Below are 12,828 nucleotides of genomic sequence, written 5' to 3'. Positions count from 1 at the left end.
GTAAAGTTTTCCTCAACGATACCCGGCGGCCCAAAAAAGAAAAAGCGCCCGTCTGGGCGCTTTTCTGTTTTTCCCGGCGCGCGGGAGAAGTGGGCCGGCGCTTAAGCGCGGCTGCGGTACTCGTGCGTACGCGTGTCGATTTCGATCTTGTCGCCGATATTGCAGAAGAGCGGCACTTGCAGTTCGAAACCGGTGTTCAGCTTGGCGCTCTTCAGCACCTTGCCCGACGACGTGTCGCCCTTCACAGCCGGTTCCGTGTAGATGATTTCGCGGACCAGCGTGGTCGGCAGTTCCACCGAGATGGCCTTGTCGTTGTAGAAGACGACTTCGCAAGCCATGCCGTCTTCGAGGTAGTTCATCGCGTCGCCCATCATTTCGGCTTCGACTTCGTACTGGTTGTAGTCGGCGTCCATGAACACGTACATCGGGTCGGCAAAGTACGAGTAGGTCACTTCCTTGCGCTCGAGCACGACGACGTCGAACTTGTCGTCTGCCTTGTACACGCTTTCCATGCCTGCGCCGGTCAGCAGGTTCTTGAACTTCATCTTGACGACGGCGGAGTTGCGGCCCGATTTGTTGTATTCGGCCTTTTGCACGACCATGGCGTCTGCGCCGATCATCACGACGTTGCCGGTGCGGAGTTCCTGTGCGGTCTTCATAAAACTGTCCTGTACGAAATAAGTAGCTGTAACTGGTGCTCAACGGCATACGGCGCAAGCGGCTTCGACGTTCCTGCGCGCCGCGCGGCGCCGGGACGGCCCGGCGCAAAGCGGTGCATGAAGCGTGGGTTGGCTTGCCGCGGGATTCGCGATGGACGCCGCCGACAGAATTGCCGATGCAGCGCGCTTCGCCGTTTCCCGCAGTCCGTTACCTGCTTTTTACCCGATGCGGGCGTGTACACGAGTGGCGCCGGTCGGCAGCGTGGTCCTGGTGCAGTGTTACGCCGTTTTGCGCGGTTTTTTCACGCCTGGCGCAGGGTTTTCTGCGCCACGTTAAACCGGAAACACCAGGATTTTTTGCTGCGATCGGGCCGCGCTTGCGTCGTCGGCCGTTGGATAACCGCTTATTTTAACTGAGTTTTTGTGAACAAGGCCAGATTTCCCGCCAGGTCGCCAACTTGCGCGAGTTCGGCCGCCCATTCGGCCGCACGCCGCTGCAGTGCGGGGGAGTGACGGCACAGGTCCGCCCAGTCGGGGGCGCCGGCGCCGTTCCACGCGTGCCAGAAGCGTGCGAGAGCAGCGGCGGAATCTTCGCCAAGCGTGCGGGTGTAATGCGCAAGCGCGGCGTCGAGTTTCGGCAGATGCGCGTCGTCGGCTTGCGGATAGATGTGCCAGACGAAGGGTTTGCAGGCCCACTGGGCGCGCACGAACGAATCCTCGCCCCGCACGAAATTGATGTCGCTGGCCCACAGCAGCGCGTCGTAAGCTGACTGCTCGGTGAACGCGAGCCCGCGAGCGCTCAGGGAGCCGCGCTCTGCGTGAGCGCCCGCGTCAAACGAAGGGAGTCCGAAAAAGCGCGCCAGTGCGCCGGAGATGCGACCCTCCGGCGCCAGCAGCACGACCGGCTGGGTGCTGTCGCGCCACTGTTCGAGCAGGCTGTCGAGGGCGGGATTCTCGTAAGCGAACAGCGACACGACGGTCGCCCCGGCCGGCGGCGCATGGCCGACGGTTGCGTGCCACCAGGCGTCGCGCGCGCCCGGCGACGCTTCGAACGCGGCGCGTGCGGTATCCAGACCCTGTTCCTTCAGCACGCCGCCGGTGCCTGGGCCGAGCCCCGGAAAGAAAAACGTTTTGACGAGCGGGTATTGCGGATGCGGCGAGGGTCGCAGGTGAAAGTCCGCGACCCAGTCTTCGGCGCTCAGATATTCGAGGTTGATCCACACGGGCGCGCGCTCGCGCTGCGCCATTGCCGCCACGTAGACGGGCGGCAGCTCGCAGGCGAATGCCTCGATCACGACGTCCCCGACCTGGAGCGTGTCGCCCGCGTGCGTGGGCGTGTGCCAATGCTCGACGACGATGCCCTCGACCGTCTGCCGTGACCGATCCAGCGCGAGCGACGGGCAGAGCTTCTGGAACGCCCGCAACTCGTCGACGAAGACGCGGACCTGCCAGCCGTGCTCGCTCGCCAGTTGCCGCGCAAGGCGCCAGCAGACGCCGATGTCGCCGAAGTTGTCGATCACCGCGCAGAAAATATCGCAGGCAATTGCCGTGGACGGTTCGGCGGATAGTTCGGCGGGCCGAGCGACGGATGAAGCAGTGAGCGGCGCGGAGGAGGACATCGGCAGGGCTCGTGCGAACGCGGAATGTTCTAAACTGGCGATTCTAAAGCACTCGTATGAAAGCCTCCTCCGGAGTTTGCGTGCCAGAGTGCATGCGCCGGGCGGCACACGGCGCGAGGCTTCCGAGACAGTCCACCCAGCCGATCCTGCATGACCGAACCCGAAGCAAGCATTGAATTCGAGCCCAAGAAGGTGCTCGCCCAATTGCCGCATCTGCCAGGCGTGTATCGCTACTACGATACGCACGGCGCGGTGCTGTATGTCGGCAAGGCGCGCGATCTGAAAAAGCGCGTCTCGAGCTATTTCACCAAGACGCAACTGTCGCCGCGCATCGCGATGATGGTCACACGCATTGCGCGCGTAGAGACGACCGTCACGCGTTCCGAGGCGGAAGCGCTGCTGCTAGAAAACAATCTGATCAAGGCGCTCGCGCCGCGCTACAACATTCTGTTTCGCGACGACAAGTCGTATCCGTATCTGAAGCTGACGGGCCACAAGTTCCCGCGCATGGCCTACTACCGTGGCGCCGTGGATCGCAAGAACCAGTACTTCGGCCCGTTTCCGAGCGCGTGGGCCGTGCGCGAGAGCATTCAGATCCTGCAGCGGGTCTTTCAGTTGCGCACCTGCGAGGACTCGGTGTTCAACAACCGCACGCGGCCGTGCCTGCTGCATCAGATCGGGCGCTGCACCGCGCCGTGCGTCGGCAACATCGGCGAAGAAGACTATGCGCGCGACGTCGCGAACGCGTCGCGCTTCCTGCTTGGCCGCCAGGGCGAAGTGATGAAGGAGCTCGAGCAGAAGATGCATGCGTTCGCGAGCGAGCTGAAATTCGAGCAGGCCGCCGCGGTGCGCAACCAGATGAGTTCGCTGTCGACGGTGCTGCATCAGCAGGCTATCGAAGTGGGTAGCGACAGCGACGTCGATATCCTCGCAGTGGTCGCGCTCGGCGGCCGCGTGTGCGTGAATCTCGCGATGGTGCGCGGCGGCCGGCATCTGGGCGACAAGGCATATTTCCCCGCCCATGTGGAAAGCGCGCTGACGGCGGAAGAGGGGGGACTCGAGGACGGCGACGGTGGCGACGTGCTCGCGGATCTTGCGTCGGATACGACTTCGCCGGTCGAACAGGACGCGGGCGACGAGGCGGACAACGAGGCGGCTGGCGACGCGCAATCAGTTGACGCCGATGCGGACGCTGAAGCCGACGCCCTCGCCATCGCACAGGAACTGCCACCCGAAGAAGACGACGCCGCCGATGCGGACGCCGACGCCGACGCCACTGCCGGCGAAGCGCCCGCGAAAGGGCGCAAACGCCGCGCCGCGGCCGGCATCGAATCGGAAGTGCTAGAGGCATTCATCGCACAGCACTATCTCGGCAACCGCGTGCCGCCCGTGCTCGTGGTCAGCCATGCGCCGGCCACGCGCGAGCTCGTCGACGTGTTGATCGAGCAGGCCGGCCACAAGGTCACCGTGCTGCGTCAGCCGCAAGGCCAGCGCCGCGCGTGGCTCGCTATGGCTGAGCAGAACGCGCGGCTTGCGCTCGCTCGGCTGCTTTCGGAACAGGGATCGCAGCAGGCCCGTACGCGCGCGCTCACCGACACGCTCGGCATGGAATGCGACGACCTCGCACACGTGCGGATCGAATGCTTCGACATCAGTCACACGATGGGCGAGGCAACGCAGGCGTCGTGCGTCGTGTATCACCATCACAAGATGCAGTCGTCGGAATATCGCCGCTACAACATTACCGGCATCACGCCGGGCGACGACTACGCGGCGATGCGCCAGGTTCTCACGCGCCGCTACGAGAAGATGGTCGCGCAAGCCGCCGCCAACGCTGCGGACGAAGCCGCCGAACTGCAAAGCGACGCAGCCGCGGACCCGTCGCTGACGCCGGAGGCGGCCGAGCCGGTGGCCGCGGGCGGCGTATTGCCGACCATCGTGCTGATCGACGGCGGCAAGGGCCAGGTCGAAATCGCGCGGCAGGTGTTCACGGAGCTGGGACTCGACACCGGCATGCTGGTCGGGGTCGCGAAGGGCGAGGGGCGCAAGGTCGGCCTGGAAACCCTGATTTTCGCCGACGGCCGCGCGCCGCTCGAACTCGGCAAGGAAAGCGCCGCGCTGATGCTGGTCGCGCAGATCCGCGACGAGGCGCACCGCTTCGCCATTACCGGCATGCGCGCGAAGCGCGGCAAGACGCGTCAGACCTCGCGGCTCGAGGAACTCGAGGGCGTCGGCGCGAAACGGCGGCAGCGCCTGCTCGCGCGCTTCGGCGGATTGCGCGGCGTGGTCGCGGCGAGCGTTGAAGATCTCGCGAGTGTCGAAGGCATTTCGCAAGCGCTCGCCGAGCAGATCTACCGGCAATTGCACTGACTGCCAACCAACGCTCGAGACGGCGCTCGCCCGAAAGCTGGGCGCGCGCGTCGCCCAACGTGTTCACAGCAGGCGCACGCACCGGGCTCGCGGCGCCGCTTTGCTTGTGGCAGCCACGGTGACACGGCACAATTGCATCTCTCCTGTCAGACGTTGCGCCTGCCCATGCCGTTCAATTTCCCGATTTTCCTGACCTGGCTGCGGATCGTTCTGATCCCGCTCGTCGTCGGCGTGTTCTATTTGCCCGACATGATGATGAGCCCCGCGCACCGCAATCTCGCCGCGGCGACCATCTTCGTGCTGGCCGCGCTGACAGACTGGTTCGACGGCTATCTGGCTCGCAAGTGGAATCAGACTTCGGCGTTCGGCGCGTTTCTCGATCCGGTCGCGGACAAACTCATGGTGACCGCCGCGTTGCTCGTGCTGGTGCAGCTCGCGCGCATCGACTCGGCAATCGCGCTCGTGATCGTCGGACGCGAGATCGCCATTTCGGCGCTGCGGGAATGGATGGCGCAGATCGGAGCGTCGAAGAGCGTCGCCGTGAATTCGCTCGGCAAGTTCAAGACCGCATGCCAGATGGTGGCAATTCCGATGCTGCTGTTCAACGGTCCGCTGTCGTTCGGCGGCGGGGTGGCGATCGACACGCGCACCTGGGGCCTGTGGCTCATCTATCTTGCGGCCGTCCTGACCATCTGGTCGATGCTCTATTACATGAAGCTCGCATGGCCGCAAATCCGCGAGCGCGGCGGGGCTGTGTGAACCGGTGCGCGCGCTTGCCTGGATGCTTCATGTGACAAGCGCGTGCCGTTGAAAGCCGGTGAACGGCGGCGACTTCGTGAGTCAATTCTGTTCAGTTAAAGAGATAGGCGAAAGGGGTTGACACGTTTCGGTCGTTTCTCCATAATCTCGTTTCTCCGATGCACGCAGTTCGAAACGTCGGATGCAGTACCGGCAAGAAGGCAGCAGTAGGGCCTTTTAAGCGGCACGAAGCAGTACAAAGCAACACCAAGCAGTACTACGCGGGAGTAGCTCAGTTGGTAGAGCGCAACCTTGCCAAGGTTGAGGTCGCGAGTTCGAGCCTCGTCTCCCGCTCCAGATTTTTGAAGCAGCGCGTTGTTCGGTTAAGTAGTTCAGCAAGTTAAAGTGCAAGGCGTTGCGAAGCAGTGCAATGCGGGAGTAGCTCAGTTGGTAGAGCGCAACCTTGCCAAGGTTGAGGTCGCGAGTTCGAGCCTCGTCTCCCGCTCCATACATCAGGGGAAGCAACGCTTCCCTTTTTGTTTGGTGGACTGACGGTTGTCCATCCAGCAAACCAGCGAATCTGCAACTAGATTCCCCTCCGCTTGCGGCGCGATAGCAAAGCGGTTATGCAGCGGCCTGCAAAGCCGTTTAGGCCGGTTCGACTCCGGCTCGCGCCTCCAGTAGTTGAAGTAGAGAAAAGCCCCGACACGTCGGGGCTTTTCTTTTTGTGCGTCCGCAATCCGCAGCGCATCGCACACCGTGTGCGACACGCCTTGCCCCGCATGCAGCGCGCAAAGGACATGGCGCACAATGGCGTCTTTGCTCCTCGCCACCGAACGCGCATGTATTTACACATCACCGGCACGAATGTCCGCCTGCTTGGCTCGATGCATCTCTTTCCGGCAGCGAGCCGCAGAACGCCGCCCTGGATCGAAGAAGCCTATGACTGGGCGCAAACGCTGGTATTCGAGTCCGATCCTCCGACCATCCTGCCTTTCCTGAAAGCGGATGGACAGAGCGCCGCGGAACATCTGCAACCGCTCATCTCTGCCGATGCCTGGGCCCGTCTGCAAGCCGCGTGGCCGACCGAAGGTCCGCTTGCGCCGCTCGCCGGGCTTCGTCCGTGGGCCACGCTGGTCGTGGCGCCGACGCTGTTCCAGCACCTCGTCGACGGCGTCGAGCCGCGCATGCTGCGCTGGGCGATGGCGCACGGCAAGCCGTATGAGTATCTGGAAACGGCGAGTGAAGTCGCCGACGCGCTCGAAGCCATTCCGCTTGCCGTTGTCGCGGACGTGCTTGCCACGCTGACGGCGGACGTCGGCGAGCCGCAGCGCACGCTCGAGCGCATGCATGCAGCGTGGCTCGAAGGAGATTTGGCGGGCGTGCAGCGCATCGCCGTCGAATCGCCAATGTTCGCGTTGCCCGAGATCCGGCGCGCCATTCTCGATACGCGCAACCGCCTCTGGGCGCAGCGCGTGAGCGAGCTGCTCGCTCGACCTGAGCGGACGCTGGTAGTGGTCGGCGCGCTGCATCTGTGCGGGCCGGACAACCTTGTCGATTGTCTTGCGCGGTCTGTGCAGCCGGTGTTCGAAAGCGAGTAGCGGGATAGGTGATCTGTCTGCAATCGACGCAATCGCACTCCGTATGCCGCTGCCCGCGGCATAATTGCGTGCTTGCCGTTGCCGCTCAGGTTGCGTGGGCCATCGCGTCAAAATGCACGTATCTTTCTCTTAAGACATCCTCTCATGACTGAACCGCAGCAAACCTCCGCAGCCAGACTCGCGGCACTCGAATGGCGCTGGAAAGCGTTCGACGATCTGACGAGCGCCGAGGTCTACGCGATGCTAGCCGCGCGTAGCGCCGTCTTCGTGATCGAGCAGAACTGCCTGTATGGCGATATCGATGGTCTGGATGTCGACGCGTGGCATCTGCTTGCCTTCGGCCCATCTGTGGGGGCAAGTCCGCAAGCAGCTGCGGGCGCGCAGCGGGCGCCGCTCGCCGGCTATCTGCGCGTGCTGCTGCCCGACGCCGACGACGCCGACGTGCGCATCGGACGCGTGCTGACTACCGCGGCGTTTCGCGGCATCGGTCTCGGCAATGCGATGCTCGAGCGCGCCATTGCGCAGATTCGCAAGCAATGGCCGGGCACGCCCATTCGCCTGCACGCGCAGGCGCACCTGCAACGTTTCTATGGTGCATTTGGTTTCGAGCCGGTGTCCGAAATTCATGAGGAAGACGGCATTCCGCACGTGTGGATGCGATCTGCCTGAGGGCGATTAACAGACATTGGCGCCCATGCGGGCGGCGGCGCGAGCGATGCGCCACTCGAGCGTTATTCAAGCGCCACCCATGCAGCGCCCACCCACACACCACGCACGCTCCACCCAACCGCTACGCGCGACCAGCGCGGCTCGCCGCAGCGGCCTTCGCAGCGAGCGCGTTGGTAGCGTTGGTTGCACTAGCCGAGTGCGTCGCGTTGCCTGCGTTCGATGGGTCCGATGCATTCGATGCATTCGTTGCATCGGCAGCCTTGGCAGCATTGCCTGCCACCGCGCGCCGTTCGCCGCGCACGCGTCCGCGTGCGGACAGGCGCATCCAGTGACGCAGCGCGACCAGCGCACCGATGACGCTCATCATCGAACCGGGAATCCACAGTAGCAGCCCGCCGATCTGTTGATCGCGCATCGGACTAAGCCACGTGAATGCGCGGCCGCAGATCGAATAGATCGGGTACAGTTCGCGCGGCGTAAAGAAGATCAACGCGCCCAGCACGATCTGTGGCGGAATGGCTGCTATCACTACCAGCACGCGCTTGCCGGGCGACAGGCGGGCAGGCGGCGCAGGGCGCGGATCGAGCACGAGCCACCAGAACAACAGACCGTCAATCACCATGCTCCAGTTCATGACGCGATACAGCCGCCAGTCGAGCATCGCGACAAAATGGATCGGCGAGAGCAACCAGAAGTAGATCAACCCGACGAACAGGACCACCGCGACCACCGGATGCATGACGACGTCGAGCAGCTTGCGCACGGCTGGCGTGGCGAACGCTGGCCGCACGAAGCGCTGCCGCCAGCCAAACGGAATGCCCGCGCGCAAGGCCGCGCCCGGATACGACAGCGCGATGAAGAACGGCCCAAGATGATGCAGCACGAGATGCTGTGCGCGATGCATGAAGAACTCATGCTCGAAGAAGTAATCGAGCCGCGTGTGCAGCGCGACGTAGAGCGCCACCAGCCCGAACCAGAAGGAGATGCGCCGCGCCGTCGACACCTTTGCCTTGCGCGCGCCGCGTAAGAACAGCATTGCGGGCACGAGTAGCGCGATAACGACCGTCGGCGAAAATTCCCACGGATCGAGCCAGTAGAACAGGTTCATCACTGTGGCTCGTCCTGCTTACTTTGTTTGCGCCGGTGACTTGACCGCGAAGGGCGTGTCGAGCGTCGCGCCGTCGGAGAACTTGAGCTTCAGGTGCACAGTGTCGCCCGGTGCGATCTTGTGCTTCGCGTCTTCGAGCATCAGGTGATAGCCGCCGGGCGCGATGGCAACCTGGCCGTGCGCGGGAACGGTCAGTTTGTCGACCATCACCATTTTCTGCGACGAGCCGTTCGATACCGTTTGATGCAGCATCGCGTCGCCGTAGTCGCTGCTCGAGACATCGACGAGATCGACCGGTTTGTCGCCGGCATTCACGAGCGTCACGTAGCCGGCCGCCGGCAGGTTGTTCGGCAGCCAGCGCACCCATGCGTCTTTGGCAGTAATCGCCTGCGGGGCGGCGGCCTGAACGTGGCTCACGAACGCGAGCGAAAGCGAGAGCGAAAGGGCAGCGGCGGCGGAGGCTGACAGGGTGCGAACTTTGGTCGTCATCAGGTTCATGATTGAAAGTCAGGAGCGTTGATCGACGATGCGGCGCAGGTCTTGTGCGATCGCATCGGGCGTGTCGTTGTCGGTGGCGAGCAGTCGCGCGCGGCCTTGCGCGTCGAACACATACACGGCGGAACTGTGCGTGACTTCGTAGTTGCCGTTCGGGTCACGCTTTTCCATCTGATAGGCGACCCGGTAGCGCTTGGCGAGCGACTCGATCTGCCAGTCCGTGCCGGTCAGTCCCTCGGCGTGCGTCGCGTCGAATGCGCCGACGTAGTCGTGCAGCGCCTGCGGCGTGTCGCGCGCCGGGTCCACAGTAATAAAGAGAATGCGCACCTTTTGCGCGTCGGGGCCGAGCTTGCCGAGCACCTGCATCAGCCGTCCCATGGTTTCCGGGCAGACGTCCGGGCAGTGCGTGTAGCCGAAGTAGACAAGCGACGCGCGCCCCTTGAAGGAAGCGCCGGTAACGGGCCGGCCGTCGTCGCCCGTCAGCGAGAAATCGAGGTCGGGTAGATGGCCGCTTACGTTCGTCAGATGCCACGGTTCGGCGCGCTGGCTGCAGCCGGCGAGTGCGATCATCGTGAGCAGGGCAGCGGTGCCGAGCACGGGCGCGAAGCGGCGCGTGCGGCCGGCGCGCGGCGCACGCGCCAGATCGGGGTGAAGCCGTCGCGGTGAGATGGTCGGGAACAAAGCGGGTATGAATGACTCGATTAAGAAGCGGCGCGCCGCCCGCACGCGCTCATCCAGCTGGCGTACGCTTTGCAAGGCAGGCAGATTGCGATAGTGGACAAAAATCGTCGTAACGCCAAAGTCTTGTGTGGCTGCGACTGTATCGCAAAATGCCGGGCCGTGTCGCCGCAGGCCCACTGGCGCGCCGGTCGCGAGGCAATTTGACGCACGCAGTTGAAAGCCCTCTGAAACCGGATCGTTGCCATTTTGAGCGCAATGCGTACGGGTGCGCGATGATGGTGCCGCTGCGCTGGCTTGCGGCGCTTGCGCCCCTGTTTCCTTTCTCGAAAAATTGATGGATGCGCGGTAAGATGCGCACACTTTTCCGGCTGCACAAGGCCGAAAGGCAAAATGACCCGATGCAGGCACCTCCAGTTTTTCTGTCTCCGAGCGAGACCGCGTTTTTCTTCGATTTCGACGGCACGCTCGTCGAACTGGCGCCCACGCCGGATGGCGTGCAGGTGCAACCTCGCGTCATCGAACTGCTCGGCGAATTGCGCCGCCTGACGAATGGGGCGGTGGCCGTGGTCTCGGGGCGCGGGATCGACAGCATCGACGGCTTTCTCGGCATGCCCGATCTGCCGATTGCCGGCTTGCACGGCGCCGAACGGCGCGACGCGAACGGCGACACACAACGCATCGGCTTTCATGACGAGCGGCTACTGCGCATGGAGCAGGTGCTGGCCGAAGTGGTCAACGCCAACCCCGGCATGCTCCTCGAGATCAAGGGCGCGGCGCTCGCGCTGCACTTTCGCAACGCGCCGGACCGCGAACAGGCGGCGCGCGAGGCGACCGAGCGGCTGGTTGCCGATTATGCGGGCGCGTACGTGCTGCAGCCAGGCAAGATGGTCTACGAAATCAAGCCCAAGGACGTCGACAAGGGCCGCGCGCTGCGTGCATTTCTCGACGAGCCGCCGTTCGTCGGCCGCAAGGCCGTTTTTGCCGGCGACGATCTGACGGACGAAAAAGGCTTTGCGGTCGTCAACGAGCGCGCCGGACTGTCCATCAAGGTCGGCGCGGGCGAAACGACGGCGCAGACCCGCATCGAGTCGGTAAGCGCGCTGCTCGACTGGCTACAGGCAGTGATTGCCGCGGCGCGTCACGCATGAGGCTCGCGTCGTTCACGCTGCAATGCCTGGGACGCACACGAGTTGGCGCGCAATGTTGCGCGCGGCACCACACACAACATAGCAACAGAACGACGTATTACATCGGGGACAGCGCTTCATGAGCCGACTGATTATCGTTTCGAACCGGGTCGCGCCGATCTCGGAGGGCGGTCCGGCTGCGGGCGGTCTGGCTGTGGGCGTGTACGACGCGCTGAAGGAAACCGGCGGCATGTGGTTCGGCTGGAGCGGCGATGTGCTGAGTTCCGGCCTGCCGCAGATCAAGGTCGAGGAGCGCGGCCCCGTGACGTTCGCGACGATCGCGCTGATGCGCCGGGATTACGACCAGTACTACCGCGGTTTTTCGAACGCGACGCTGTGGCCGGCCTTCCACTATCGAGCCGATCTGCTGCAGTACGACCGGCATGATTTTGAAGGCTACTGCCGCGTGAACGCCTGGCTCGCGCAGCAACTCGTGCCGCTTCTGCGCGAAGACGACGTGATCTGGGTCCACGACTATCACCTGATACCGTTCGCCGAGGCGCTGCGCGCGGCGGGCGTGAAGAACCGCATCGGCTTTTTTCTGCACATTCCGTTTCCGGCCTCGCAAGTGCTGCTTGCGGTGCCGCCGCATCGCGAGCTCGTGAAAGCCCTGTGTTCATTCGACCTGCTCGGCTTCCAGACGGCGCCCGATCTGCGCGCGTTTTGCGACTACATCGTCAACGAGGCGAACGGCACGGTGGACACGTCGTCCGACGGTCCGCTCACCATTCACGCGTTTGACCGCACGCTGCGCGCCGCGGCCTATCCCATCGGCGTGTATCCGGACGAGATCGCCGAACTCGCGAAAGCAGGAGAGCGGGGCAAGCCGGTGCGCACGATGAAAGCGACGCTGCATTCGCGCAAGCTCATCATGAGCGTGGACCGCCTCGATTATTCGAAGGGACTGGTCGAGCGCTTTCGTGCGTTCGAGCGCCTGCTCGAGCACACCACGGCGCAGCGCAACAAGGTGTCGTTCCTGCAAATCGCGCCGCCCACGCGCGCCGACATGCACGCGTATCAGGACATCCGCCTGCAACTGGAGGGCGAGTCGGGCCGCATCAACGGGCGCTTCGCAGAGCTGGACTGGACGCCGATTCTCTACATCCACAAGCAATATGAACGCTCGGTGCTCGCCGCGCTTTTTCGCACGGCTCACGTCGGCTATGTGACGCCCTTGCGCGACGGCATGAATCTCGTCGCGAAGGAATACGTGTCGGCGCAAGACCCGGAGAATCCGGGGGTGCTCGTGTTGTCGCGCTTTGCCGGCGCAGCGCAGGAACTGGACGGTGCGCTGATCGTGAATCCGGTCGACATCGACGGCATGGCCGATGCGCTCGCGGCAGCGCTCGAAATGCCGCTTGCGGAACGCCAGGCGCGTCATCGGGACATGATGGCGCAACTGCGCGAGAACAATGTTTCGGTGTGGCGCGACAACTTCATGCGCGATCTGCAGCGCGCCGATGGTGCAACGCGCACCGCGCTCGCGCGTTCGCGCGCCCGAGTGGGGAAGAAAAATACGCGCGAAGTTCTGGCCGGCTGATTGCCCGCACGCATGATTTCGGAAACAGAAAAGCCGCTGAAAAGCGGCTTTTCTGTTGGTGGCCGGGCCGGGGCCGCGCAGGGCGGACGCGGCGGACGCGGCGGACCTTGCGGGCGTTGTGCGGCTTACTTGTCGTAGACCTCAGGCTCTTTGCCGGCGGT

The 12,828-nt window shown here is 63.9% G+C and carries 11 protein-coding genes and 3 tRNA genes; 9 read left to right on the top strand and 5 right to left on the bottom strand.

Going from position 1 to position 12,828, the window contains the following annotated elements:
* Positions 1 to 101: 101 nt before the first annotated feature.
* Both efp and earP read right to left on the bottom strand, forming a co-directional pair.
* Positions 102 to 659 (bottom strand): elongation factor P, encoded by a 558-nt coding sequence (gene efp / locus JNB89_RS22515; RefSeq protein ID WP_013340042.1) that lies wholly within the window; start codon positions 657 to 659, stop codon positions 102 to 104.
* A gap of 404 nt (positions 660 to 1,063) precedes the next feature.
* Positions 1,064 to 2,278: an elongation factor P maturation arginine rhamnosyltransferase EarP gene (gene earP, locus JNB89_RS22510; RefSeq protein WP_220363639.1), complete on the bottom strand. Its 1,215-nt coding sequence runs from the start codon at positions 2,276 to 2,278 to the stop codon at positions 1,064 to 1,066.
* A 150-nt stretch (positions 2,279 to 2,428) separates the two neighbouring features.
* On the opposite strand from earP, the gene uvrC reads away from it, so the two are divergent.
* From uvrC to JNB89_RS22475, 7 genes are all read left to right on the top strand, one after another.
* The gene (uvrC, locus tag JNB89_RS22505; protein ID WP_220363638.1) at positions 2,429 to 4,648 is read left to right on the top strand and encodes an excinuclease ABC subunit UvrC; all 2,220 of its coding nucleotides are present in this window, start codon (positions 2,429 to 2,431) and stop codon (positions 4,646 to 4,648) included.
* Positions 4,649 to 4,813: 165 nt separating this feature from the next.
* Positions 4,814 to 5,407 carry a CDP-diacylglycerol--glycerol-3-phosphate 3-phosphatidyltransferase gene (pgsA, locus tag JNB89_RS22500; RefSeq protein WP_013340038.1) on the top strand — a complete coding sequence of 198 codons (594 nt, stop codon included), beginning with the start codon at positions 4,814 to 4,816 and terminating at the stop codon, positions 5,405 to 5,407.
* 260 nt (positions 5,408 to 5,667) lie between these two features.
* Positions 5,668 to 5,743 (top strand) — tRNA-Gly (locus JNB89_RS22495).
* A gap of 75 nt (positions 5,744 to 5,818) precedes the next feature.
* A tRNA-Gly gene (locus JNB89_RS22490) sits at positions 5,819 to 5,894 on the top strand.
* A 98-nt stretch (positions 5,895 to 5,992) separates the two neighbouring features.
* Positions 5,993 to 6,066: transfer RNA gene (locus JNB89_RS22485), tRNA-Cys, on the top strand.
* Between the two features lie 162 nt (positions 6,067 to 6,228).
* Complete coding sequence (locus JNB89_RS22480; protein WP_220363637.1) at positions 6,229 to 6,987, top strand: TraB/GumN family protein; 759 nt, start codon at positions 6,229 to 6,231, stop codon at positions 6,985 to 6,987.
* A gap of 144 nt (positions 6,988 to 7,131) precedes the next feature.
* Positions 7,132 to 7,656 carry a GNAT family N-acetyltransferase gene (locus tag JNB89_RS22475; protein ID WP_220363636.1) on the top strand — a complete coding sequence of 175 codons (525 nt, stop codon included), beginning with the start codon at positions 7,132 to 7,134 and terminating at the stop codon, positions 7,654 to 7,656.
* Positions 7,657 to 7,777: 121 nt separating this feature from the next.
* On the opposite strand, the gene JNB89_RS22470 is transcribed toward JNB89_RS22475, so the two are convergent.
* The 3 genes from JNB89_RS22470 to JNB89_RS22460 are packed head-to-tail and all read right to left on the bottom strand — an operon-like array spanning position 7,778 to position 9,940.
* Positions 7,778 to 8,764 carry a cytochrome c oxidase assembly protein gene (locus JNB89_RS22470; RefSeq protein ID WP_220363635.1) on the bottom strand — a complete coding sequence of 329 codons (987 nt, stop codon included), beginning with the start codon at positions 8,762 to 8,764 and terminating at the stop codon, positions 7,778 to 7,780.
* 18 nt (positions 8,765 to 8,782) lie between these two features.
* Positions 8,783 to 9,253: a copper chaperone PCu(A)C gene (locus JNB89_RS22465; protein ID WP_220363634.1), complete on the bottom strand. Its 471-nt coding sequence runs from the start codon at positions 9,251 to 9,253 to the stop codon at positions 8,783 to 8,785.
* Between the two features lie 18 nt (positions 9,254 to 9,271).
* Positions 9,272 to 9,940 carry an SCO family protein gene (locus JNB89_RS22460; RefSeq protein WP_431026598.1) on the bottom strand — a complete coding sequence of 223 codons (669 nt, stop codon included), beginning with the start codon at positions 9,938 to 9,940 and terminating at the stop codon, positions 9,272 to 9,274.
* 398 nt (positions 9,941 to 10,338) lie between these two features.
* On the opposite strand from JNB89_RS22460, the gene otsB reads away from it, so the two are divergent.
* Together otsB and otsA are read left to right on the top strand one after the other, a co-directional pair.
* Positions 10,339 to 11,088: a trehalose-phosphatase gene (otsB, locus tag JNB89_RS22455; RefSeq protein WP_220363633.1), complete on the top strand. Its 750-nt coding sequence runs from the start codon at positions 10,339 to 10,341 to the stop codon at positions 11,086 to 11,088.
* Between the two features lie 118 nt (positions 11,089 to 11,206).
* Positions 11,207 to 12,667 carry an alpha,alpha-trehalose-phosphate synthase (UDP-forming) gene (gene otsA / locus JNB89_RS22450; protein ID WP_220363632.1) on the top strand — a complete coding sequence of 487 codons (1,461 nt, stop codon included), beginning with the start codon at positions 11,207 to 11,209 and terminating at the stop codon, positions 12,665 to 12,667.
* The last annotated feature ends 161 nt before the right edge of the window (positions 12,668 to 12,828 follow it).

Source organism: Paraburkholderia phenoliruptrix (assembly GCF_019511605.1).
GTDB classification, from domain to species: Bacteria; Pseudomonadota; Gammaproteobacteria; order Burkholderiales; family Burkholderiaceae; genus Paraburkholderia; species Paraburkholderia phenoliruptrix_A.
The sequence above is the reverse complement of the archived record's forward strand: the minus strand, read 5'-3'. Positions and strand labels throughout refer to the sequence as shown.